Annotated in this window: 30 protein-coding genes; 21 read left to right on the forward strand and 9 right to left on the reverse strand. The window is 59.7% G+C overall.

The features are described 5' to 3' along the window. Positions 1-10: 10 nt before the first annotated feature. The 15 genes from AB9K35_RS17665 (at position 11) to AB9K35_RS17735 (ending at position 9,193) form a co-directional block, all read left to right on the forward strand. Positions 11-340, forward strand: coding sequence for a DUF4326 domain-containing protein (locus AB9K35_RS17665; RefSeq protein WP_369928092.1), 330 nt, complete (start codon positions 11-13; stop codon positions 338-340). Then, a complete protein-coding gene (locus tag AB9K35_RS17670; RefSeq protein ID WP_369928093.1) occupies positions 337-879 on the forward strand; it encodes a hypothetical protein in 543 nt (180 codons plus the stop codon). Before AB9K35_RS17665 ends, AB9K35_RS17670 begins: the two co-directional genes overlap by 4 nt. Next, on the forward strand, positions 876-1,724 hold the full coding sequence (locus AB9K35_RS17675; RefSeq protein ID WP_369928095.1) for a hypothetical protein: 849 nt from the start codon (positions 876-878) through the stop codon (positions 1,722-1,724). Before AB9K35_RS17670 ends, AB9K35_RS17675 begins: the two co-directional genes overlap by 4 nt. 130 nt (positions 1,725-1,854) lie before the next feature. Beyond that, positions 1,855-2,577, forward strand: coding sequence for a hypothetical protein (locus AB9K35_RS17680; protein WP_369928097.1), 723 nt, complete (start codon positions 1,855-1,857; stop codon positions 2,575-2,577). Positions 2,578-2,647: 70 nt separating this feature from the next. Then, positions 2,648-3,802 carry a hypothetical protein gene (locus AB9K35_RS17685; protein WP_369928099.1) on the forward strand — a complete coding sequence of 385 codons (1,155 nt, stop codon included), beginning with the start codon at positions 2,648-2,650 and terminating at the stop codon, positions 3,800-3,802. A gap of 103 nt (positions 3,803-3,905) precedes the next feature. Further along, a complete protein-coding gene (locus AB9K35_RS17690) occupies positions 3,906-4,430 on the forward strand; it encodes a hypothetical protein (RefSeq protein ID WP_369928101.1) in 525 nt (174 codons plus the stop codon). A 35-nt stretch (positions 4,431-4,465) separates the two neighbouring features. Then, on the forward strand, positions 4,466-5,299 hold the full coding sequence (locus AB9K35_RS17695; RefSeq protein ID WP_369928103.1) for an RNA ligase family protein: 834 nt from the start codon (positions 4,466-4,468) through the stop codon (positions 5,297-5,299). A 5-nt stretch (positions 5,300-5,304) separates the two neighbouring features. Continuing rightward, complete coding sequence (locus tag AB9K35_RS17700) at positions 5,305-5,466, forward strand: hypothetical protein (RefSeq protein WP_154667694.1); 162 nt, start codon at positions 5,305-5,307, stop codon at positions 5,464-5,466. Further along, positions 5,456-6,553 (forward strand): hypothetical protein, encoded by a 1,098-nt coding sequence (locus AB9K35_RS17705; RefSeq protein WP_369928105.1) that lies wholly within the window; start codon positions 5,456-5,458, stop codon positions 6,551-6,553. The genes AB9K35_RS17700 and AB9K35_RS17705 overlap by 11 nt, the downstream gene beginning before the upstream one ends. After that, complete coding sequence (locus tag AB9K35_RS17710; RefSeq protein WP_369928107.1) at positions 6,553-6,891, forward strand: hypothetical protein; 339 nt, start codon at positions 6,553-6,555, stop codon at positions 6,889-6,891. The genes AB9K35_RS17705 and AB9K35_RS17710 overlap by 1 nt, the downstream gene beginning before the upstream one ends. A gap of 54 nt (positions 6,892-6,945) precedes the next feature. Then, on the forward strand, positions 6,946-7,257 hold the full coding sequence (locus AB9K35_RS17715) for a hypothetical protein (protein ID WP_369928109.1): 312 nt from the start codon (positions 6,946-6,948) through the stop codon (positions 7,255-7,257). Positions 7,258-7,363: 106 nt separating this feature from the next. Continuing rightward, complete coding sequence (locus AB9K35_RS17720; RefSeq protein WP_369928110.1) at positions 7,364-7,690, forward strand: hypothetical protein; 327 nt, start codon at positions 7,364-7,366, stop codon at positions 7,688-7,690. Beyond that, positions 7,662-8,183, forward strand: coding sequence for a hypothetical protein (locus AB9K35_RS17725; RefSeq protein WP_369928112.1), 522 nt, complete (start codon positions 7,662-7,664; stop codon positions 8,181-8,183). Before AB9K35_RS17720 ends, AB9K35_RS17725 begins: the two co-directional genes overlap by 29 nt. A gap of 32 nt (positions 8,184-8,215) precedes the next feature. Beyond that, complete coding sequence (locus AB9K35_RS17730) at positions 8,216-8,662, forward strand: hypothetical protein (RefSeq protein WP_369928113.1); 447 nt, start codon at positions 8,216-8,218, stop codon at positions 8,660-8,662. A gap of 9 nt (positions 8,663-8,671) precedes the next feature. Continuing rightward, positions 8,672-9,193 carry an exonuclease domain-containing protein gene (locus AB9K35_RS17735; RefSeq protein ID WP_369928114.1) on the forward strand — a complete coding sequence of 174 codons (522 nt, stop codon included), beginning with the start codon at positions 8,672-8,674 and terminating at the stop codon, positions 9,191-9,193. On the opposite strand, the gene AB9K35_RS17740 is transcribed toward AB9K35_RS17735, so the two are convergent. Next, a complete protein-coding gene (locus AB9K35_RS17740) occupies positions 9,190-9,375 on the reverse strand; it encodes a hypothetical protein (protein WP_369928116.1) in 186 nt (61 codons plus the stop codon). The two genes, AB9K35_RS17735 and AB9K35_RS17740, sit on opposite strands and share 4 nt — an antisense overlap. A gap of 160 nt (positions 9,376-9,535) precedes the next feature. On the opposite strand from AB9K35_RS17740, the gene AB9K35_RS17745 reads away from it, so the two are divergent. After that, on the forward strand, positions 9,536-9,958 hold the full coding sequence (locus AB9K35_RS17745; RefSeq protein ID WP_369928118.1) for a hypothetical protein: 423 nt from the start codon (positions 9,536-9,538) through the stop codon (positions 9,956-9,958). A 50-nt stretch (positions 9,959-10,008) separates the two neighbouring features. On the opposite strand, the gene AB9K35_RS17750 is transcribed toward AB9K35_RS17745, so the two are convergent. Together AB9K35_RS17750 and AB9K35_RS17755 are read right to left on the reverse strand one after the other, a co-directional pair. Then, on the reverse strand, positions 10,009-10,746 hold the full coding sequence (locus AB9K35_RS17750; RefSeq protein ID WP_369928119.1) for a hypothetical protein: 738 nt from the start codon (positions 10,744-10,746) through the stop codon (positions 10,009-10,011). Between the two features lies 1 nt (position 10,747). Then, on the reverse strand, positions 10,748-11,419 hold the full coding sequence (locus tag AB9K35_RS17755) for a hypothetical protein (protein ID WP_369928121.1): 672 nt from the start codon (positions 11,417-11,419) through the stop codon (positions 10,748-10,750). Positions 11,420-11,492: 73 nt separating this feature from the next. Here AB9K35_RS17755 and AB9K35_RS17760 point away from each other — a divergent pair, with 73 nt between their 5' ends. From AB9K35_RS17760 to AB9K35_RS17775, 4 genes are all read left to right on the forward strand, one after another. Beyond that, positions 11,493-12,755: a hypothetical protein gene (locus AB9K35_RS17760; protein WP_369928123.1), complete on the forward strand. Its 1,263-nt coding sequence runs from the start codon at positions 11,493-11,495 to the stop codon at positions 12,753-12,755. Further along, positions 12,739-13,278: a hypothetical protein gene (locus AB9K35_RS17765; RefSeq protein WP_369928125.1), complete on the forward strand. Its 540-nt coding sequence runs from the start codon at positions 12,739-12,741 to the stop codon at positions 13,276-13,278. Before AB9K35_RS17760 ends, AB9K35_RS17765 begins: the two co-directional genes overlap by 17 nt. Positions 13,279-13,354: 76 nt before the next feature. Continuing rightward, positions 13,355-13,537: a hypothetical protein gene (locus AB9K35_RS17770; protein ID WP_369928126.1), complete on the forward strand. Its 183-nt coding sequence runs from the start codon at positions 13,355-13,357 to the stop codon at positions 13,535-13,537. A gap of 117 nt (positions 13,538-13,654) precedes the next feature. Further along, complete coding sequence (locus AB9K35_RS17775) at positions 13,655-14,239, forward strand: hypothetical protein (protein WP_369928128.1); 585 nt, start codon at positions 13,655-13,657, stop codon at positions 14,237-14,239. Between the two features lie 44 nt (positions 14,240-14,283). On the opposite strand, the gene AB9K35_RS17780 is transcribed toward AB9K35_RS17775, so the two are convergent. The 5 genes from AB9K35_RS17780 to AB9K35_RS17800 all read right to left on the reverse strand — a co-directional run bounded on the left by AB9K35_RS17780 (position 14,284) and on the right by AB9K35_RS17800 (position 17,161). Further along, the gene (locus AB9K35_RS17780; RefSeq protein ID WP_369928129.1) at positions 14,284-14,688 is read right to left on the reverse strand and encodes a hypothetical protein; all 405 of its coding nucleotides are present in this window, start codon (positions 14,686-14,688) and stop codon (positions 14,284-14,286) included. Positions 14,689-14,751: 63 nt separating this feature from the next. After that, on the reverse strand, positions 14,752-14,985 hold the full coding sequence (locus AB9K35_RS17785) for a hypothetical protein (protein ID WP_369928131.1): 234 nt from the start codon (positions 14,983-14,985) through the stop codon (positions 14,752-14,754). 5 nt (positions 14,986-14,990) lie between these two features. Then, on the reverse strand, positions 14,991-16,079 hold the full coding sequence (dinB, locus tag AB9K35_RS17790; RefSeq protein WP_369928133.1) for a DNA polymerase IV: 1,089 nt from the start codon (positions 16,077-16,079) through the stop codon (positions 14,991-14,993). Between the two features lie 15 nt (positions 16,080-16,094). Then, the gene (locus tag AB9K35_RS17795) at positions 16,095-16,511 is read right to left on the reverse strand and encodes a hypothetical protein (RefSeq protein ID WP_369928135.1); all 417 of its coding nucleotides are present in this window, start codon (positions 16,509-16,511) and stop codon (positions 16,095-16,097) included. Beyond that, on the reverse strand, positions 16,508-17,161 hold the full coding sequence (locus AB9K35_RS17800) for a hypothetical protein (RefSeq protein ID WP_369928136.1): 654 nt from the start codon (positions 17,159-17,161) through the stop codon (positions 16,508-16,510). Before AB9K35_RS17800 ends, AB9K35_RS17795 begins: the two co-directional genes overlap by 4 nt. Before the next feature lie 252 nt (positions 17,162-17,413). Here AB9K35_RS17800 and AB9K35_RS17805 point away from each other — a divergent pair, with 252 nt between their 5' ends. Beyond that, positions 17,414-18,298 (forward strand): hypothetical protein, encoded by an 885-nt coding sequence (locus tag AB9K35_RS17805; protein WP_369928137.1) that lies wholly within the window; start codon positions 17,414-17,416, stop codon positions 18,296-18,298. A 57-nt stretch (positions 18,299-18,355) separates the two neighbouring features. On the opposite strand, the gene AB9K35_RS17810 is transcribed toward AB9K35_RS17805, so the two are convergent. After that, entirely contained in the window at positions 18,356-19,840 is a 1,485-nt protein-coding gene (locus AB9K35_RS17810; RefSeq protein WP_369928139.1) for a hypothetical protein, read from the reverse strand. Positions 19,841-19,881 lie beyond the last annotated feature (41 nt).

Genomic DNA, 19,881 nt, shown 5'->3' on the forward strand with positions numbered 1-19,881 from the left:
GAGAGGCCCCATGCTGAGCACAGAGCGCATCCCAGAAGTCCTGAATGCTCGGGTGCATGGCAGGTCACGTTCCGGGGCAGTTTACATTGGGCGTCCCGGCCCTTGGGGTAATCCGTTTTCTATCGGGAAACATGGCACTCGCGAGGAGGTCATTGCCAAGTATATTGCCTGGCTCCACGATCATCCTGATTTCGTAGCCCGTGTGCGCAAAGATTTGCGTGGGAAGGATCTGATCTGCTGGTGCGCTCCGTTGGCGTGCCATGGGCATATCTTGCGCGACCTCGCGCTTGGCCGACCGTTACCCGAAATGACCAGACCATCTCAGCCGCGATTGCTGTGAAGCTGTCCATTTGCCCAGTCCCAGAACCTGTTCAGGCCAAAATTCAAGATGGAGACCTTGAAATGAGCATTTGTCCCAAATGCGGCTACAGTCCCCCTGACCCTGACGGGCGGGGCAGCGCCAATACCGAGCGCGAAATCCTTATCCGGGTGCCCGAGCGGGACTTCCCTCTGATGCGGAAGACTTTTCGTGAGATGGAAACCAAGCTTGGCATGTACGGCTATGGCGAGTTGGCAAACAAGCTGAAACCCTATGGCGATAGGTTCGCAGAGAACTGGGAGCAGTGGCGCTATTTCGATGATGGTGCAATGGCCATGGTCATGTTCGGCATCGTCAATGGGTTCCGCGCACGCGTGAAAATCTCGCCCGGCTGCCAGGACCGCGTGATCGTTAAGGTTGCATTCAAGATGCGGGATGGCAATACATCTGAAATCAAACTCGCTGACAATGCGACCGAGGAAGCGGCGAGCTGGTTCCAGGACTACTTCGGCGATATTTCAGACCGCCTTGCCCCGAATGAAGAGGACATGAAGACATGAAGGTCGAACCATTTCTGCTGCAGAAATCCGAGAGCCGGCCGAACTCATTTAGCTGGCACGAGCAGGGCTACCCAGCCAAGGACGGAACCTGCTCAGTGGCCCTTTATCAAAACGGCACATCCTGGAACTTATCACTGTCAACCAGCCGGGATGGTGACCCTGGAAACCTCGTGGTTTTTGAGGTGGACGGTCCGGACACCCGCACTGGCGGGTATGCCAGCCAGGTCCTCAACATTCTGGCCGCTACGATTGGCAATGAGACCTGTGAAGAAACGGTTCGCCAAGCCATCGCAAGCCACCCGCTCTCCCGGGGCTTTGCACTTGAGGGCGCCCCGCAGGATATTCTGTCACCACCCCTGACACCGAGAGATGTCGAAAGGCTGGTCAGGGACTGCGTGGATACCTCATGCCGTCAGAACTGGCTGCGCGGACTTGAAGTGCTGTCACGTGATCCGGACAATGGGCGCGTTTTTCTGCGCGCCGATCTTGAGGGCGCTCGCAAACACCTCACGGAGCAGCTATCGACGACACCTGGGGATACGGATCTCATCGTGGCGGCCGAAAGTTACGGTATGGTGCCGCTGTACAGCTTCTTCCTAGGTCGGAACCCGGTGTTTGATGTAGAGGCCGGTGTACTGCATGGCGTCAGCGAGGCCCGCGCCTTCAATGGGGATTTGGTCCATCACGGCGACTTATGGGTGTCCCAGCTAATCATGACGCGTCTGGAGGTTCCGGGCGGCGCCCCGGAGGATCTCCGCTTCAGGATCGAGTGTGCGCTGGATAAAATTTGGCAAGATGCCAAAAGCCAGTCGACCCCCGCCCCGAGCGGTCTTCCCGCACCCTGATGGGACGTGTATCCCGCCTTCCTGCCCGGAACCGCGCGGGGGCAAGCAGCCCCCGTCATTCGGCGTCCCATGTCTCTCGATCCTCTATGTGCCAGGTTTTTGATGAGCCAGGAATGCACCAAGAAAGACCATGAACAACAAAGACCTTCGAATTGAACCCGAGCTCTGCTTGAAACGTGGCGAAGTCGTCCGCCTCATTCCCGATGTAAAGCCCAACATCGCCATCCGCGCGTTTGATGAGGCTCTGCTTGCCTCGCTGACCGGGGATCTGATTGGCGGCCTCAAGATTTCCCGGGCAGAGGCCGAGGGGGCGTCTATGGGAGGCGATTTCACGCCCCATGTCATCACCCCGCACGGCGCCCGCCTTCTGCGCAAGCTGTTCGAGGCCGGATTGGTCGAACAGAAGACGAAACGAGCCTCCAAGGACCTTTCCGCGCTGGACGCATACATCGATAGCGAAGCGGAGCTGATCGAGAAGTCCATTCAGTTGCGGGAACAGCGGCGCATTGACCAGGCCGCAGAGGACGCGGCCCGGCAAGCGCGCGAGGAGCGGGCAAAAGCCATCGCCGCGGATCCGTCGATTGCCACCCTGGAGGACATTTCCGCCCGTATGATCGATCGCATCTTCATCCATGCCCGCGGGTATGGGCACGGCGGCGTGATGAAGCTGGCGGGCTGTGAATGCCACAAGGATGTCTACCGGTACGTTTCAAACAGCGGAAATCGTCAGCCCCCCAAACCCTATTGCTGGTGGTTCGATCCAGACGGAAACCGCCACGGGGAAACCATGCCATCAACGCCGCCAAACCGCCGCAGCGATCCGAAAAGAAACTGGGGAGCAAGGCGCGAATAGCGCCCTGCCCGGAAGGGCTTCGAATTTTCCGGCGATGGTGCGAAAATTCTTCCGACAAAGGAGAATTCCAATGCCTGCCAAAGACTATCCCAGCATCCTGCGCCACCTCAGCGAACGGCGCGCAGAGCAGTTCCATGACATTGTCGAAACCCTCGAGGCCGCCCGGACTGCCGGCGCCATCCCCAATGCCCGGTACAACGACGCGAAACTCCCCTTCTCCCGGGCGATCGAGGAGGCATGGGACCAGGAGATTCAGCGCCCATATCTGTGGAACCGGGACTACCCGGCAGGAGATGCAGAGCGGGACGCAATGAACGCCTTCTCCGGCAGCCCGGCACCGCATCTGATGGGCTCCTTCACCAAGAAGGCGATAGCTCTGGGCGATACCCCGGCAGGGGTGGCGGTCCGGGAGTTCCTTGAAGAAATCTCTCCGCTGATGGAGCTGATGGCGCATTGCAAGACGATCACCGTCAAACGCCAGCCAAAAGCGGAAGAACAGCGGCCGTCGGAGGTTTACAGCGCTCCCGCGGCTTCTGGAACTGCTATGGGTCAGGTGAATGATGCACTGAATGCGGTCACCAAGGAGGCCCGGGACCATCTGGCCTCGCTGATCTATGCAAGGGAAGAGCGGGTCCTCAACCGGTACCTCAAGGCTGTCAGCGACAACATGCGGCCTGAAGAAGGCAAGCGCCAGCTGCGTGATTTCAGCCCATACGCGTTTGCGCGCCAAATTGGCCACGGCCATGCGTCCGCAGACTTGCGCAAGCCTCTGGAAGAGCTGACCCAGCACCGCTACGACCAGGAAAAGAAGATCGTGGTCTACAAAGCCAGGGACGATTACCGCAACATCCTTCAGGATCGGTCGGTCAAACAGGCGGATGAGCTGTGTGCCGCCTTCATTGACCGCAACCTGGCAAAGCTTGCCAGCATCGTGGATGCCAAAGGCAACTTCTCAGGCATCGAGGTCATCGGCCACGCGCCGAACCCGGCGGGCATGGACGCAAGGCTGCGCGTCAATTTTGACGACGGCTCCCATTTTGAGGCTCGCACTTCTGTCGTCTGGTCGGCCTCCCCGCTCGGCACCCCATTCACCCGCTTCCCGGTGACATTCCATGATGTCGTGACACCTGACGGGGAGATGACCCGGAAGATGTCGCAAAAGCAGATGAATGAGGACTTCATCGCGGCCTCCCGGCCTGATCAGGAGACTTCTCCGTCCCCCTGATACGATTTTGCGAAAATCAATATCTTGACTTGCGGCAAGCCATCGGGGACATTTGCGGAAACAATTCGTGAAATGTTTTTTCGCATAAAGGGGTGCGCCAGCCATGAGGATCGAAGGTGAACATATTGCGGTCCGGATCGTTTCTGACGGTCCGGATTTTTTCAGGAAAATGGCCGAGCAGCCTTTCACCGATCACTTGACCCTTGACGAAAACGAAGCGGTTGACGTGGTTGAGCCGGGCTCTTGCCTCATTGAATCCTCCGATGGCACCCGCCACTTTGTGAGCATTCAGTCCGGACGCATCAGCGGTCCAGCGAAGGTCATGCAAGTGCTTGCCGAGCCGCCGAGGGAGCTTCTGAACGCGGAAATCCGGCGCCAAGCCTCCGAAGCGGACGGCAGCAGCTCCAATTCTCCGGCTCGGTCCAAGGTGTCCGGCAAAGTCATGCGTGCGCTGTTCGCGGCCGGCTCATCTGTGGTGGCAGCGGCCGTCATCTCCTACCCGTTTTTCTACGAAATGCCTGTGGAGTATCAGGCCGGAGCATTCTGCCTGGGCGCGTTGAATGTGCTGGCCGCCGTTTTCCTCGTCTTCGGGAAACCGGGTGACAGGACCGAAGCACAACCCGTCTGAAGAGGCGTTTCGCCGCCAACGTAAGGAACTGCCTGATGGACGAGCAGATCATCAAGTACCCGAGGACCCCGCACATCGAGGGGTCGAAGCTGCAACCCGGTGACAGCGGCCACGATCAGATCACGATCGCGAAGCTGCGGGAGCAGTACCCGGGTGCCGTGTTCATCAGTGAGGAGAAGCTTGACGGTGCCAACACCGGCCTCTTTTTCGACCGCAATCTGGACATGACCCTGCAGTCGCGGGGACATGCCCTTCGCGGCGGCGCGCGGGAGGCGCAATTTAACCTCTACAAACAGTGGGCCTGCCAGTTCGAGGCGGAACTTCTGGAGCGGCTGGAAGACCGGTACCGCACCTACCATGAGTGGACCTTCGCAAAGCATACCCAATTCTATGACCAGCTGCCGCATTACCTGCATGAGTTCGACATCTGGGACATGAAGGAGCAGATCTGGCTTTCGACGCCCCGCCGCCACGCGCTTTTGGAAGGTTTGCCGGTAGTCTCTGTTCCCGTGATCAGTGCCGAATGGCCGAAGGATGGCAAGCATCTGGCCTCCATGGTCGGCCCGTCGCTCTACAGGAGCAAAGAATGGCGCGAAAACCTGGCCGTAGCAGCAGAGCGCGCTGGGGTCGATCCTGAGCGGGCGCTCATGGAGGCAGGTGCGGACAAGCCGGATGCGGATCTGGCAGAGGGCATTTACATCAAAATTGAAGACGCGGATCAGGTGCTGGCCCGCTTCAAGTATGTCCGGAAGGGATTTCTGCAGACCATTCTCGACAGCGGCACCCACTGGCATGACCGGCCAATCGTGCAGAACCAGCTGAGATGCGACGTGGAGCTGTTTCCAGCCGCCGGAGGTCCAGGCTGGTGAGGGGCATGACCGAGAAGGAAGTCATCGAGCAGATGTACCAGCAGGACCGCAAGCAGGCCCGCCGAAATTACATTGAAGCCGTCACCGAGGCCAGGCGCCTGCGGGAAATGCGCCTCGATAACCTGCAGAAAGACAGCAAGAAGGAGCAACCTGGCTGTGACGCATGAACAACGCCTCGCGCAGCTGCGCGGACTTCACCGCACCATCGCTGAGATCGCCCGGCAGGACGTCAGTTTCTGCCGTGCAATTGGCCGCATCCCGGATGAGGTCGAGAGCCTCATCGCGCATCTGGCGCGGGATCCGGAGTGCTGGCGCCTGACCCGGTCCCTGCACGCAGTGCATGTGCCTTCCTTCGCAGCCGCGGTCGGTCTCTATGCCCAGATGCCTTCGGGCAGCGATGAGTTCGCGGAGGATCGCGCAGCGATTCACACCGCTTTCAGCCGGGCGGAAACCCTGTTTGCGCAGGCCCGCAATACGCTCGACGCCGGGATCGTGAGCCGGGCGCGCCTCGAAGCAGAGGCTCTGGCAGACCGGGCCCCTCTGCCCGCACCTGCCCCTGAGCCTTCCGGCCGGTTCGGCCGCATCACCTCGGGGCTGGGAAGTCTCGGAGCCTCGGCGGTGAGTTCCCTTTCAGACACGGCAGGCGGCATGTTCGAAGGGGTGGCCACTCGGGTCGCAGCTCTTCCAAAACTCGGCAGCGCCCTCGGCGGCTCTTTCATCGATCTGGTCTCGGAGAATGTCACGTCACCTGTAGCGGTCCGCTTGGGAGCGTCGCGCAGCGCCATTGCAAGCGCCGCGGCTACCGGGACCGGCCTGGGTGTCGCCATCGGCATCCTCTGCCCTCCCCTGCTGCCTTTGGCGGCCGGAGGCGCGGTTCTCGCAGCGCTGGACGCCTACTCACAAGGGGTGGACGAACTGTCCGTTTTGGAAGCCGCGGAACGGGACAAGCGGCGCCAGGCGCTGGCCGCAAGCCGTGCCCAGGCGCTGCGCGAACTGGCGTTCGGGGCCGGCGCTCTTCAGATCGAAAGCCCGGATCTCAGCCTGACCGTCGATGCCGAAACCGGCGCTGCGGATGCGGTTGTTCTTTCCGGGCCGCAATCGGGGCGCTCATACTCCAGCCTTACGGATGAGGAGCGCGCTGAGATTCAATCCCGGGTGCGCGGGGACAGGAATAGCGATGAGGGCCGCGACGGGTCGGATCTGCTCATCCTGGACATTCTTGCTCTGGGTCTGACAGCAGCGGTGGAAAGCTGATGGCGCCAACGACAGCATTTGTGTCCATCGACTATGATGAGGCCGATCCGGCCAGCTACCGGGGCGTTGAAGTCACCTTCGACCGGAAGCGAATTGCCTACTGGGGCACCGGCAACCCTCAGGCCGACTGGGCCAGTTTCCGCGCCTGGCAGGATGAGCGCTCATTCGGCTTGCTTGTTGGCACCTTGAGTTCGGTCACGCATTTTCTTCACGACGTGCCAGGCTGGCGCATGATTGAAGATGACCGCGGCCGAGAGATCCTGGTGCCTGAAGACCGGCCCGGCTTCGAGGATCTGAATGGCGTTCTGATCCCGCCCGCAGCCGCTCCGAATATGTGAAAAGTCTACATGCAACCCGGATGCGGAGACATCCGAAACTCAAGGGCCCATCTGATGACCGTAGCACCCATCACCCCCGAGGAAGTGAAAGCAGGCGCCGCAGGCGCCATTCCCGATTTTGTCCTCGAGGCATTCAATGCGCTCCTGGCTCAAAAGGCCAGGAATGGACGCGCCACCATCTACCAGGATGAGGTGATTGATCTTATCCTTCAGAAGGCGCCCGAACCCACGACCCGCGACATGATTTTCAACCGAAACTGGCTGGATGTCGAAAGCGTGTACCGCTCGGCCGGCTGGAATGTGACCTACGACAAACCGGCATACTGCGAGACGTACAAAGCGCATTTCATCTTCAATATGCGTTGATTTCGCTTTATAGACATCTGTTTTTCGCATAGTTTTATTGCCTAACGGATAGCGGATGCGGTCTTTCCTGGATGAAACCGTCGCTCACACCGGCAAGGAGTCGAATATGACACTATCGAAGGATGCCATTATCTTCGGCCTGGGTTACCTGCGTGGTCCCAAGTCAAAACTCTCGTTCGGGGGTGAGGGCGCGGACAAGCGCATCACGGAGCGCGCCCGAGCCGCCTTGGAGGAACTTCAAGAGGCTGGCTATGCGGTCGCCGCACCGGCGGATACGCAAATCCGCGATCGTGAATACTATATGGGCACCAGCAAAGAACCGCATCTGGGGCAGCTGGCCAAAGACGCGGGGATTGATCCCTTCGGCCGCGATATGAGCTGGACCACCTTCGAGAAGGTGGCTGATGGCCCTGCCGCAAGCCCCTCGCCATAACAGGGTCATCGATCAAGGTGCTGCAGCCCTTAAATTGTTTGTCAGGTTTTCGGCCAAGTATGCGAATTTTCGTCTGACAACAAACCTCGGGACCGCTCGGGCGGCGGAAGACCTCGCAGGGGCCCGCAAGACTTACAAGGATCTGGATATGCAGCATCTGAACAGCTCATCAAGACACATCAGTGACGAAGCCGTCCTGGCTGTCCGAAAGGTTGTTGCGGCGCTACAGGAGAAAGACTGCCACGGCGCAGTCACTCTCTTGGGCATGGCCGTGGGACGCAATTCGAGATCAGAGGGCTCCAGCGAAATGATCCTTCGCTGGGCCTCAGAAGGGCCGGATCCGGACGAGCTCTCCCTGTATTGCGGCAAGGCCATTGTCCGGCCCATGCGCGAGGAAGTCTTCGAAGGCTATATCGATGAAATCGTGTCGGCTTTTGATCTTGTGGCCGCTGAAGCCGCGGTCCGGGAAGAGCCGGAACTGATGCCAGCCTGATTGCTGAGTTGTGACCGGCAAGGGAGCATAGAATGCCTGCAAAACACGTTGAGAAGAGCTACGCGCTTCTGACCCCGGTCGGACCTGACGGCGAAAGCTTTCCCCACGGGCTGACCGCAAGCCGCTGGAGGGTTGCCACGGCCCAGCCGAAAGAAGGGTCACTGACCGAACGCGTTTTGAGCAATGCGCAAGAGCATGATACCGAAGAGGCCGCGGCCGCCGCCTTCTTTGCGCTGATGCGCACGGGTCTGCCCGGGGTGCTTGATGCGGCGAATTTGCGTTTGCACGAAGACACGCCCCTGGCCTTCGCGGAGGCGATGACCGACCACGTGCTTGAAGCCTGTGAAGCGGCCGGCGGCGACACCGCCAGGGCTGATGACTGGGATAACACTGAGTTTTCGGCTTTGCGGGATGCAATGGTCGATGCATGCCCGGAGTATTCCGGCGAAGATCCGGACAGCGGCCCGCAGATGGGTTAAGCAGGTCATATGCGGGCCCAAGACTTCATCTTCCTCGACTTTGAGGCTTCCAGCCTCAGCCCGCAGAGCTGGCCGATTGAGGCTGGCGCCGCCTGGCTGGATGAGAAGGGGAATGCCTGCAGCTGGTCGAGCCTGATCAGGCCGGCCCCGGCATGGCCGCGGAGCGACTGGGCGGACGCGGCAGAAAATGTGCATGGAATCTCGCAGCAAGAGCTGGACCATGCGCCGGAGGCTGGCAGAGCCGCACAGGAACTTGCTGGCCTGCTCGCCGACCGCACACCCGTTGCCGATGCACCAGAGTTCGATCAGCGCTGGCTGGAACGTTTGTTAGCGGTCCGGTCCGGATTAGACGTGCCCTTGATCCGGGACTTCAACGACGTTGTGGATGAGGCATTTGACGGGCTGGTCCTCGACCGGCTCTACGAGAAGCTTTCCAGGCAGCCGCGGCCGCATAGGGCAGGCCCTGATGCCCTGCGCATGGTGCGCGCTTTCGCCCATGCCCGGGCAATCGCCGCCGGACAGCAGGACTAAAGGGCCCGTAGCTCCTTGGCCATTTCGAGGTAGCCGGCGTAGCCATAATCCCGGTACATCTGTTCATACCAGGCCGCCCAGGGCTCCCGGCGCTCTTCGGGGAAAACGTCGAACCAGGATCCTTTGCGCACGCTGACCTGGCCATCCGGCAGCCGCTTGATCTCGATCTTTCTGGCAGTCATCGATCTTCTCCATCAAAGTCGGCAGGCATCACCCAAGCAGATGCGTTCCCCCAAAGCCGCGCGCCTGATTATGAAATGCGGCTTGCGAGGTTTGCAAGCAAGTCGCCGAATGATATGATTTGCGAAAATGTAACGGAATAGATATTTGGGTTTATACCACATGAGAGACCATCCCATCCTGGCCCCCTCGTTATTCATCCCGATCGGTCTGCTGTTCGGCATCTGCGGGATTATGATCTCGGCGATGCTGGAGATGACGCCGCAGGAAAAGGGTTACGAGGGGCTTTTAGGTGCGCATGACCTCCAGGTCGTACAGCTGGAGAGCCATCAGCTGAACGAGATTGCGCCCATGGCAACCAACGGCACGCTTCGCATGCTGCCGGGCACTGGCTTTGACCTGCGCGACAAGGGTTCCGGCCAGATGGTCGAAAACTATGCGCTGGCCTGCCTGAATCTTCCGGACGGGAAGACGACCGCGCAGATGGTCCGGTTCCGTTCTGGACGGATAATTGGCGTGAATGATGCCGAACTGCGAGCGCGCATCCGTGCCGATAACCCTTGCGAGAGGCCAAATGGCCTCTGATGAGGCAGGATCGCCAGCAGACAGTCTGCGCCCCAAAAGGGGCGCAAGAGCTACATTGAAAAATTGGATTCCGAAGTCGTGCGAGAGCACAAGGCAGAGTCGATCAGTGCGTCATTCACCCAGGTGAAACCGATCTCGATGCGATCGCCGGGATCGGCCGCACCGGTGTCCTGCTGCATCTTCTGCTCGATCTCAATGTCGTCCACCCCCAGATAGAAGCTGACCTCTCCGCCGGTGCGCAGAATGCATCCGGCCGCGCGGTCATCAGGACTGCCGATTGCGCTTCCGGTGCGGATGCTGAGCCCTTCGATGTTGTCGATCGCCGTGAAGATGCTCACCTCCTCCGGATAGAGCCTGCGCACCGCCTCGGCCAGCTGCGCCTGCGCATCACTTGGCCGCTTCCCGATGAAAAACAGGCTCACTTCGCTGGTGTCGAGGTGCGCGATATGAAACCGGCGCTCACCACAGCGCTGCAGCTCGCCTTCCCAGAACGCCTCTCTGACATCCTCGCCGTGGCGGGGAGGATGGAATGCCTCGCCATCGAGGTATTCCACGCCGTATTGCGCAACCACACCAACCGGTTCAAGCCCGGCTGTGCTGCCGCGTGCCAGCGCCACGACACTGTCATAGACCGGAGTGGCCCCAAAGGACTTGAGCACAGTGACTTCAACGCCCTCGTTCATGGCCACACCGGTCAGGGTCGCATAGAAGCTCTGCCCCTGCTCCATTTCATGGCTGGGAAGCTCAGCAAAGGCGGCCAGGCCATGCTTGTCTTTGAACCAGGTCATCTCACATCTCCATGCTTGTGGAAGTCTCAACCGAAAGCCCGATGTCGCGCAGTGCTCCAGCCGCATCATCGGCAGGCCATACCCGCCCGAGATCGTCATGAACCAGGACCACTCCTGGAACCTCATCCTGAGGATCATGCCTGACCCGCCAGCCGCCCTCTTCTGCCAAAGCCAATAGGGCTTCCGGCATTTTCTTTTTCGCTTGCTCGATTTCATCTGCGAGATAGAACTCCCGCAGCCACGATTTGGCGACCTGTTTAGACCAGACCTGACTGATCAGCTCATTCCCGGAAATACGGCCGGCCTTGAATTGCGTGTTCGGACAGTTGATGTCGCTGCCGCCGCCGTCAGTGTCCACCTCGAACACAATCGCATCAGGCGCCATGTCCGGAACGAGGGCGCGCATCGCACGCGTAAACTGCGGCCAGGGATCGAAGGACAGGCGGTGCGCCACTGCCGCTTCAGATGCCGCGTGAATGAGGGGGAGCATGTCGGCATCAAACTTGGAGGGGTGACGGTTCAATACCGGCTGCACCCACGTATGCCATGCGCCAAATTCCATGTGGTCGTCCGGCACGAGCTGCGGGATGTGCTGGATCAGAGCCTCAGCGGTCTCCTGGTGCTCATCCCGCTGCATTTCGCGGCTGCTTGGCTTGTTTTCACTGCTGGTCATCGCGCACCCCATATGACTTTCGCATTTTCATTAATCAGCATTACCCTGCTCGATATGAATCTAGGAGGGCTGTATGAAAAACGCCATCATGCAACTGGAGGAGCAAGAGCGGATCCGCTTTCTATCGGGCTCCTGCATCCGGGCAAACATTGCTGTTCTGAGCGAGATCATGTCCGCATCCGGAATTGCATCAGTGCAGATGCGCGCGCACTCTGCCAATCGCCGTTGCCTGATATCCCCGGATGCTGACTGGGTCTATACGCGGGATCCCGATGCGGTCGCCTGGCCTTTCGTGAAGCTTCGTTCCGTCGATGACGCGGGCAATGAAACTGTGGCTGAGAAGCCATTGCGCGCAGCGATTTCCCAGGTCTTCGGCGATATGATCGAACATGGTCATCCGGACTGGCGGGACGGCACCTCCAGCATCAGTATGCAGCTGGAAGGCGGCAAGGCGTTGCTCAAGGCAACGGTCAGTACGCCCGAGGGCCACGACCGCAAGGTTCAGGCCTACCGGCGGCAGCCCATTGACCTTTTCCTTGAAAAGGAACCGGTGGCGGAGACGGATACGGGTGCCTGGTACAAGATCGAAACCCAGGCCGAAGCCGTGGCCGCGGGAGATTTGAGTCAGACAGCGGTTGCGGATTTTTATCCTGCGCAGATCAACACCGGGCATGTTCACTGGTTCGCGCACCTGGAAATGGGCGAAACTGATCCGGTTGCCGGCGTTGTCCTCGCGGCCCAATCCCTGGATGACTTCGATCTGAACCGCTGGCCCGCAGCATCCCATATCACCGGCTTCCGCAATGAGTGCCCCTACCCCGCACGCGCAGCTGATATCAGCACCCTAGCCGAGGCTGCTGGCCTCCATATTGAGCCAAACTGGATGGGCCGGGACCTAAAGGATGGCTTTGAAGCAAAGATCCTCGTCACTTACATCTCTGACACAATAAGCTTGAAGGACTTGGAGGCCTGGCGCAAAACTCCCAATCTGCGAGAGCTGGCCGAGGAAATCATTGAAGGGGAACCTCAAGGGGTGTTTGACGTCGTATCTGTTGAACAGATCCCCGTAGCAGAACTCACCAGCCGTCGTGCGGCGTTAAATGACTGCGCGCCCCTCCTTGATGGCCCGCTGATCCCCCAGGCGAAGACTGAATCCGCGGGCCGGATCCTGCGATCCCAAATGGAGCAGGGCTGGAGCAATGAAACATTGGAGATGCTGGGCCGCCGCTTTATTGAGGAAATCGGAATGTCCAGCGCCTTTGCCGCCTACCTCGAACAGCAAGCCGCGGCCGAGAACGAAGCCGCTCTGGAGAGCGGCGATGAACCGGGATTTTAAACCAGGCCCGAAAGGGCAACGGCGTCCCGGTGCTGTCCATGCTGAAGCGCGAAATTGCAACGCAATTGCGGCCGACGTCTTGCTATTGGCGGGGCACGACCTCTTGGCGCCGCGGCTGGATGGCCGCAGGCCGATCTTTGGCAAGATCACTGCCCGTATGTTCGAGCAGAACGATGCTGATATAGTGCGCCGCCTCACAATTTCCGCCGGTCAGGTTGAGTTGATCCGGATACTCGATTTCAAGAACAAACAGGGCTTTCATCATTTCGGCGTCACCGCTCACAGCTCACTCGCCGAAGTCCAGATCGTGGCCTTCTTGAAGAAGGTGCGCACCGCATTTTCAGCCGCGGTTCGAATAATGCAAGAGCGAGAAAAGGCAGAAGTGAATTCGGCAGTCACAACCTTCCTGGACGCCAAGATGGCTGGCTCTTCTCTTATATCCGCTCCGGATCAAACTCAGATGCAGATCGGAAATCAGTGTATCTCCCTGGCAGATCTGAAGGTGAACGAGATCATATCCTAGCGTCACGGGAGCGCTGAAATGTCTTTCGCTATTCATTTTTTCGCATTATCATTTCCCACAGCATAGGAGGATTGCCATGAACATTCGCTGCGTCACTGTCGGGAAACACATCACCGCTCAGGGAGAGCTTGTGCAGGAGCTTGCCAATGGCGAAGCGATTGTCTTCTCTGGTCAGCGGCAGGTGACCGGTAAGCTTGTCCCGGCGCTCAGCTGCAACATTCCGGACGTCACCCGCATTGCGGAAGCACCCACCCCCTGATCGGCGTATGTCTGATTTGCGATCCTGTATTGATCTAACAAAAATCCTGTCCTAGGCACAGATCAGAGAAGGTGCAGAAAACAATTGCACCTGGCCTCTTTCGCAAAGGAATTTTTGATGATCAATTTCCGATCCGCAGGCTTAACCCTTGCCGCAATCCTTGCCACCGCTTCGCCAGCGCTCGCCACCGGCTGTGATGCCTGGCCCCAGTTCGCCTCGAGTGCCCCCTATCTGGAGCCGCTTTCCGTTCCGGCAAAGGACATCGGCGGCCATCTAAATGGCTGGGAGTGGTCGGATGGCATGCAGTTCGCTTCGCGCCTGCATGGCAGCGAGCTTTGGCTTGATATCACCCAGTTCCCTGGGAACGCCACCGCCGCAGCCGCCAGCCGGTCCGTCATGCAGCTCGGCCGCATCGCTGATGAAGACTTCGCCACCCTGGTTCTGGCGGAAGGAGATGCGGGCCTCTTTTCGATCTCCGAACCGGAACTTCGGGCCATCGGCTGCCAGTTCATTTGGGGCAAGGAAGGCGGGCAGAACCCGATTGCATTGATGCGGGATCTGTACAAGGCTCTGCGCCACTACGAGTCCGGAGCACCTTTGAGCACCGGCTTCAATGGCAGCCTCCTCGGTGACACAAATCTGGCGTTGCAGCTGAACAACAAGATTGTGCTCCCGCAGTGGGCGATGAGCGCCGTTAACTGAACGGTGCTGCAGCTGCCGGACCGGCGCCTATTGCGCCGGCCACCTCACGCGCTGGCATAGTGATCCAAAAGATCGCTTAAGTATCCCACCGCTTCCCAAGACAGAATGATCCCTGCCGCGATCTTCGAAGTGGCGACCACTGCCGGCGACAAGGTAATTTTGGCCGCCTCCCCTAAGAAGCCGTCGGAATTCGCAATGATCCCTATGGTATTTGCCGCAGATGAGCCCGGCAGGGTGCTGCCGATCATTGGACCGGCTGTGGAATGTTCGAAGCTGTAGAACCCGAGCCATTTCAGAGCCGCAGGGACCATCGCAGTCCCTGACAAGAGGCGCCCCAATGTCCGGGAAGGCCTATGGTCAGCGATCCAGCGCAGGCAATCGTAGACCGCGTCCAGGCTGAACCATTCCCAAGGGTTGAGCCAGGACCAAGTTTCCTCGACGCTTTCCATGCACCCCTCCGCAAAAATGACATTTGGTTACCGTAGGGGGCAGCTATACAGGAGGCAAGAATCTCATTCTTGTGGTCCGCAAGCCGGGCGCAGCCTTTTGCGGGCCTCTTCCGACCCATGCAGCAAGCGGGACAGGTGTCTCAGCATTTCCGCAGCCCGCTCCACGCGGTGCAGCTGTACGCCAATGGCCCGGGACGCCGTGGTCATTTCATCCAGGCTCGCAGCAAGGCGCTCCACATCTGAATGCGGCGCCGGGTCCGTTTCATCAGCCGCTTTGGCCTCCGGGGATGCAGTCATTCGGCTCACCTTTCAAATAGATCAAGTTGGGGTTCCGCCTCAGGCCGCCATTCTTCCAGACCGGAAACGGTCACACCAAGGAGCCTGACCGGCTTCTTGAATGGATGCTCTTCCTGAAGGATGCTTCTGGCCAGCATGGCAATTCTCTCCTGGCTTTGAATCGCCTCCGTCACAGTCCGCTGGCGGGTGTGCTGTTCAAAATCCCCATACTTCAGTTTGACTGTCACCGTGCGGCCGGACATCCCTTTCTGAACACAGCGCTCAGAAACCTTCCCTGAGAGGTGATCGAGAGCCTCAGAGGCAATACGCAGATCCGTCACATCCGCCTCGAAGGTGGTTTCAGCCCCAATGGACTTGCGCTCGCGGTTAGGCCGCACTGGCCGGTCGTCGATCCCGCGTGAAATCGCATGATAGCGCTCCGCTGAGGATCCGAAATGCTGACGCAGGAAGTCCATATCCTTCGCCCTCAGATCTGCGCCGGTTCTGATGCCCAGGCTTTCCATCCGGGCCTGTGTTACAGGCCCCACGCCGTAGAACCTGCCGACCGGAAGATCCGCGACAAATCCCTCCCCTTTCCCGGTGGGGATAACGGTCAGCCCGTCGGGCTTGTTCTGGTCGGAGGCCAGTTTGGCCAAAAACTTGTTGTAGCTGACGCCCGCAGAAGCCGTGAGCCCTGTCGCTGCAAGGATCCCCGCCCGGATCTCCTTGGCGATGTCTGTAGCCGTCCGGCCCGCCCGGCAGGCTTCGGTGACATCCAGGTAGGCCTCATCAAGGCTCAGCGGCTCGATCAGATCCGTGTATCTTGCAAAGACCTCATGAATTTGCGCGGAGACCGACCGGTAGACCTCGAAACGAGGCTCCACAAAAATCAGATCCGGACACTTATGCATGGCTGTGACGGAGGGCATGGCCGAGCGCACGCCGAAACGGCGCGCCTCATAGCTTGCCGCCGCAACAACGCCCCGCCGACGGGCGCGCCCGACTGCGACCGGCTTGCCGCGCAGCGCAGGCGTATCGCGCTGCTCGACAGATGCAAAGAATGCATCCATGTCGACATGGATGATGCGGCGTGTTTCCGGGTCCCCTTTGGTCAAGCAGGGTATCTCCGCCTAGATTGGCTTGCAGGTACAGGTATCAGGATAGTCTGCCGCAACCCCAAGCGCCACCTTATGGAAGATCGCAAAGAAGTCTCGCGCGTTCTGCTCCAGATCGCCGCCGCCGTTCGGATCAAATGCGATCTTCTGGACGAGATGGTCCGTTAATCTCGCCTGCGTCCGCCGGTGGATCGCATCATAGACGTCCTGGTGCTGCCAGGCCGCCGTTTCAGGGTCCTTCCCGGTGAACACGCCGGTGTAAAAGCTGCACAGCTCGCGGTGCCGCTGCGCCTTTTCAGGGCCATCGAGACGATCCGCCTGATGGCACAGCAGATAGCGGAAAATGGTGAATTGCATCGCCACGAAACAGGCGTTCCGGAATGCTCTTCCCGCCATCCCATCCATCATCTGTTTAACCTGATCCTGTTTCATACTGACCTCACTACTTCACAGACCGCCCGGCACAGGCCGGTGTCAAATTCATCGCATCCGTTGCGGACGCGACTTTCCATATCGATCCAGCCGCCCTCATGCTCCGGCAGCATGGCCAGAACCTCAGCCACATTGTCCGGTCCAAGGCCGCCCGCGTAGCCAAATCTCACCGTCTCACCGGGAATATCCGGCCAGCTGGCCGGACTGATCCCGCGCCCTCCCGACGGGTCGTAGAGCCAGCTCACCCGCGGATCATCCGGGAAAGGCCCGCGGCATTGCAGGATTGGCTCGATCTGCTGGCCGCTTTGGCGCCCAGCGGATTTGGCCCAGCTGTGAATGCGGCCGGGGTCAACCGCTTTCGCAGTGTTGATCTGCACCCGGGCAAACCCTTTCAAGCGGCCGTCGATCTCAGACCGCCCCTCCTCAACGATCTGCCGCGCCCAACCGCCGCAGATATGAGCTGCGAGCCGAAGGCCGCTTCTCTGGACAGCTTCAATCCACTCCTGCCTTGGGAAACGGGCGCTCCCTTCGCGGGACGGCGAGAACAGAATGGCAAACTCCACCGCGTGGCTCTCAGCCAGCGCCAAGAGATCCCCGATATCGGTATTGTCGTCAGCCCCGGTGAAGGTGATGAATTCCGGTTTGAACATAAGGGCATCCTCGAAAATACTTTTTCGCATAATCGCACGGCGCCGACCCGGCCACAAATCATTTTTCGCATATTTCGCAAAATCGGGCTTGCCTTCCCTTCTGAGGATCTCTATCAATAAGGCAAGCGCCGGGACGACGGCGTGCCGTTAACGCGGAAAGCGACAGCAAACGTCACACCCTCACTTATGAAGACACATAGCCAGCATGCGCCCGTCTTGTGGTGCGCCATGCGGCACATCAGGAGAATGATGATGGCGAACGTATACCTTGCGAACGGCACCCCTGTGGCCACCCTTCAAGCTGAAGCGAAGGCGCTGAAGAAATCCTCGGGCGCGAAGCTCACCGAAGCGCAGGACAAGGTCGCGCAACAGCACGGCTACACCAGCTGGCAGAACATGGTCGAAAACACGATCTCCATTGACGAGGAGTTCGAGGAGCACTTCACGATCCAAAAACGCGCCGGCCAGGACAGCTATGTGCTGCATCTCGACTTCCTGGAAGATGGCGAATACCTCGACCGCTCCCGCACCGCCTTCCGCAAGATCTTCGCCAAGCGAGACCTGCTGGTTGGGCATCATCCCGGCAGCGTGGAGCACCACGTCGAATTTGTCTTTGGTGAAGAAGTCGACGGAATGCATGCGCTGTATCCGCTGAAGGAGGCCCCCTCAGCCCGCGGAGTCAACAAAGCGCTCAACGAGATCTTCATCTCCGGCGACGCCAGCGGCTTCATCTCCATCCTGAACGATCAAGGGTTCTTCGACGGCCTCATGAACACCCCGCTGGATGAGGTAGAATTCGAAGCGGAACTGATGCTGATCCTGCGGAAGATGGGGCGCACCGTTGGAGACCGCGTCCTGCTGAACAATGGATCCTCGGCCGCGCGCGAAATCGAAGTCGACTGGGATCGCCGCTGCTTTGCCAACGCATTGGACAACGGCGATGTGGTGATCTCCAACGGCGCAACCGGAGAGGATCTTGCCTACAAGATCGTAACCGGTGAAGGGTTTAAAGAGTTGGAGCGGGAGATGCTTAAAGCCTGCGGCCCGACTGCAGCCACCTCCGGTCATGGCGAGATCTGGATGCACGACCAGGTGCTTGCCAAGTCGCCTGAAACGGACAATCAGCCCGGGATGTAAACCGGTGCTACCGGGGCGCCAAACCTCAGCGCCCCGGCCTAGAGCCTATTCCCGGCGTCAGACCTCAGGTGCGGCGCTGAACGCGCATTCCGGCGCAATTCCGACCCGCGCAAGAAAGCCCTGCATTTCAAGATCGATCTCCTTGAATTCTGCAGCCAACCTTGCCGCCGCGGCCCAGTCATCAATGCAGCCGTCAGCTTCCCCGTCCACCCAGGTCGCCGGATCTCCCAGATTTACATGCGGCATGCATTGATAGGCCACGCCTTCACAGCGCGCCACCGACCGCATCGGGTGCCCGGTGGTCCCTTGTCCGGCAAAAGCGCAGGGGTGCCCGCCGCCGCCGGGCATATGCGCCGGGCCGCCTTCCAGGAATTGGATGCCTTCTTTGGTCTCCAGGAAATCGAGGGTGCAATTCATACGGTCTTCGGGCCATTCCGCGTCCAGCATTTCAATCGCCTCGGTGTCCTTGCCGGTTTTGCGGATGAACACCTGATCCATGAAGTGCGCGCTCAGCCCAAGCTGCTCCGCATGATCCACGATCCTCTGAGCCAATGCCGCCGACCGAATGGCGTTCCAGGCGTTGGCTGCCGTAGCCCCCTCCCCCGTCCAGCCGTAGTAGTTCGCGACACCGGACACCAAGCCGCCACGGACAAAAACCCTCCATTCAGCGGGCCATTTGCCTGGACCGGCCAGCGGTGTGTTCGCTCGGTGCAGATCCTCACCCTCATGGTACCGCGCAGGCTGCGCCCAAGGGCGCGCCAGGTAGGAGATGCCCGGCTTGTGTCCGCCAATAGCGGTTTGGAGGAAGCGGGGATCAGAGAAGTCGATGATCCGCCGGTTTCCCGTCCGCACCCAGCCGCCGCCGATTTCGAAACCGGGCCGCACCTGCGCCGTGTCATCCGCCTTCAGCATCAGGCCGGTGCCGACCAGAGCTTTGAGATTGCCTGAGCCTGCATATTGGGTGCGCACCATCCAGCTGGAAGGCACTTCGTCCAGAGCGCTTTCCATTTTCCCGAATGCAGCCCGGGCTGTTTCCGCCTTGCTGCCTGCAGAGGCATGGTCTTCGTTCTTGAGGTCCATGACCTGCTCAAAGAAGGCGCTCAGGTCTTTACGCCCGGCACTCCCCTCTGCGGTGTCCAGACCCGCGGCAAGACCCTCAGCGAGAGATTTCCGGATCCCCTTGGGCAACTGCACCGACCCCAGCAGGAGTTCCAGCTCTTCTTCCTCCAGGCGCGCGACCTCCTGTGCAGGGATGGCAGCAACCCCGGCCGCTTCGGCCAAACGCAGCCAAATTCGGAGATCGCAGACGTCGAAACGGGACCGGCCATCACCGGAGCAGACCTCATCAGGGTCCGCCCAGCTCTCCAGTTCCTGGTCATGGATCTCTGACAGCCGGGCAATCCCTTTGATGTTCCCCAGCAGTTCAGCCGGATTGCTCCTGGCAAGCCGTGCCGCACCGGTGAGCACCCTGCGAAATCCATTGCGCTGCCCCTTCTCGGCTGCAGCCCGCGAAATCGCCCCGATATAATCTCTCAGCTTCATGAACAGCTCCTTTTGATTTTCGCAGAGCCGCCGCAGGCTCT

The sequence above is a fragment of the Leisingera sp. XS_AS12 genome (genome assembly GCF_041224635.1).
In the GTDB taxonomy this organism is placed as follows: Bacteria; Pseudomonadota; Alphaproteobacteria; order Rhodobacterales; family Rhodobacteraceae; genus Leisingera.

Excerpts from the sequence above, each read along its gene's own strand:
- AB9K35_RS17665 (WP_369928092.1), top strand. The coding sequence starts at position 11 with ATGCTGAGCACAGAGCGCATCCCAGAAGTCCTGAATGCTCGGGTGCAT.
- AB9K35_RS17675 (WP_369928095.1), top strand. The coding sequence starts at position 876 with ATGAAGGTCGAACCATTTCTGCTGCAGAAATCCGAGAGCCGGCCGAAC.
- AB9K35_RS17680 (WP_369928097.1), top strand. The coding sequence starts at position 1,855 with ATGAACAACAAAGACCTTCGAATTGAACCCGAGCTCTGCTTGAAACGT.
- AB9K35_RS17685 (WP_369928099.1), top strand. The coding sequence starts at position 2,648 with ATGCCTGCCAAAGACTATCCCAGCATCCTGCGCCACCTCAGCGAACGG.
- AB9K35_RS17690 (WP_369928101.1), top strand. The coding sequence starts at position 3,906 with ATGAGGATCGAAGGTGAACATATTGCGGTCCGGATCGTTTCTGACGGT.
- AB9K35_RS17695 (WP_369928103.1), top strand. The coding sequence starts at position 4,466 with ATGGACGAGCAGATCATCAAGTACCCGAGGACCCCGCACATCGAGGGG.
- AB9K35_RS17700 (WP_154667694.1), top strand. The coding sequence starts at position 5,305 with ATGACCGAGAAGGAAGTCATCGAGCAGATGTACCAGCAGGACCGCAAG.
- AB9K35_RS17710 (WP_369928107.1), top strand. The coding sequence starts at position 6,553 with ATGGCGCCAACGACAGCATTTGTGTCCATCGACTATGATGAGGCCGAT.
- AB9K35_RS17715 (WP_369928109.1), top strand. The coding sequence starts at position 6,946 with ATGACCGTAGCACCCATCACCCCCGAGGAAGTGAAAGCAGGCGCCGCA.
- AB9K35_RS17720 (WP_369928110.1), top strand. The coding sequence starts at position 7,364 with ATGACACTATCGAAGGATGCCATTATCTTCGGCCTGGGTTACCTGCGT.
- AB9K35_RS17725 (WP_369928112.1), top strand. The coding sequence starts at position 7,662 with ATGGCCCTGCCGCAAGCCCCTCGCCATAACAGGGTCATCGATCAAGGT.
- AB9K35_RS17730 (WP_369928113.1), top strand. The coding sequence starts at position 8,216 with ATGCCTGCAAAACACGTTGAGAAGAGCTACGCGCTTCTGACCCCGGTC.
- AB9K35_RS17735 (WP_369928114.1), top strand. The coding sequence starts at position 8,672 with ATGCGGGCCCAAGACTTCATCTTCCTCGACTTTGAGGCTTCCAGCCTC.
- AB9K35_RS17740 (WP_369928116.1), bottom strand. The coding sequence starts at position 9,375 with ATGACTGCCAGAAAGATCGAGATCAAGCGGCTGCCGGATGGCCAGGTC.
- AB9K35_RS17745 (WP_369928118.1), top strand. The coding sequence starts at position 9,536 with ATGAGAGACCATCCCATCCTGGCCCCCTCGTTATTCATCCCGATCGGT.
- AB9K35_RS17750 (WP_369928119.1), bottom strand. The coding sequence starts at position 10,746 with ATGACCTGGTTCAAAGACAAGCATGGCCTGGCCGCCTTTGCTGAGCTT.
- AB9K35_RS17755 (WP_369928121.1), bottom strand. The coding sequence starts at position 11,419 with ATGACCAGCAGTGAAAACAAGCCAAGCAGCCGCGAAATGCAGCGGGAT.
- AB9K35_RS17760 (WP_369928123.1), top strand. The coding sequence starts at position 11,493 with ATGAAAAACGCCATCATGCAACTGGAGGAGCAAGAGCGGATCCGCTTT.
- AB9K35_RS17765 (WP_369928125.1), top strand. The coding sequence starts at position 12,739 with ATGAACCGGGATTTTAAACCAGGCCCGAAAGGGCAACGGCGTCCCGGT.
- AB9K35_RS17770 (WP_369928126.1), top strand. The coding sequence starts at position 13,355 with ATGAACATTCGCTGCGTCACTGTCGGGAAACACATCACCGCTCAGGGA.
- AB9K35_RS17775 (WP_369928128.1), top strand. The coding sequence starts at position 13,655 with ATGATCAATTTCCGATCCGCAGGCTTAACCCTTGCCGCAATCCTTGCC.
- AB9K35_RS17780 (WP_369928129.1), bottom strand. The coding sequence starts at position 14,688 with ATGGAAAGCGTCGAGGAAACTTGGTCCTGGCTCAACCCTTGGGAATGG.
- AB9K35_RS17785 (WP_369928131.1), bottom strand. The coding sequence starts at position 14,985 with ATGACTGCATCCCCGGAGGCCAAAGCGGCTGATGAAACGGACCCGGCG.
- AB9K35_RS17795 (WP_369928135.1), bottom strand. The coding sequence starts at position 16,511 with ATGAAACAGGATCAGGTTAAACAGATGATGGATGGGATGGCGGGAAGA.
- AB9K35_RS17800 (WP_369928136.1), bottom strand. The coding sequence starts at position 17,161 with ATGTTCAAACCGGAATTCATCACCTTCACCGGGGCTGACGACAATACC.
- AB9K35_RS17805 (WP_369928137.1), top strand. The coding sequence starts at position 17,414 with ATGGCGAACGTATACCTTGCGAACGGCACCCCTGTGGCCACCCTTCAA.
- AB9K35_RS17810 (WP_369928139.1), bottom strand. The coding sequence starts at position 19,840 with ATGAAGCTGAGAGATTATATCGGGGCGATTTCGCGGGCTGCAGCCGAG.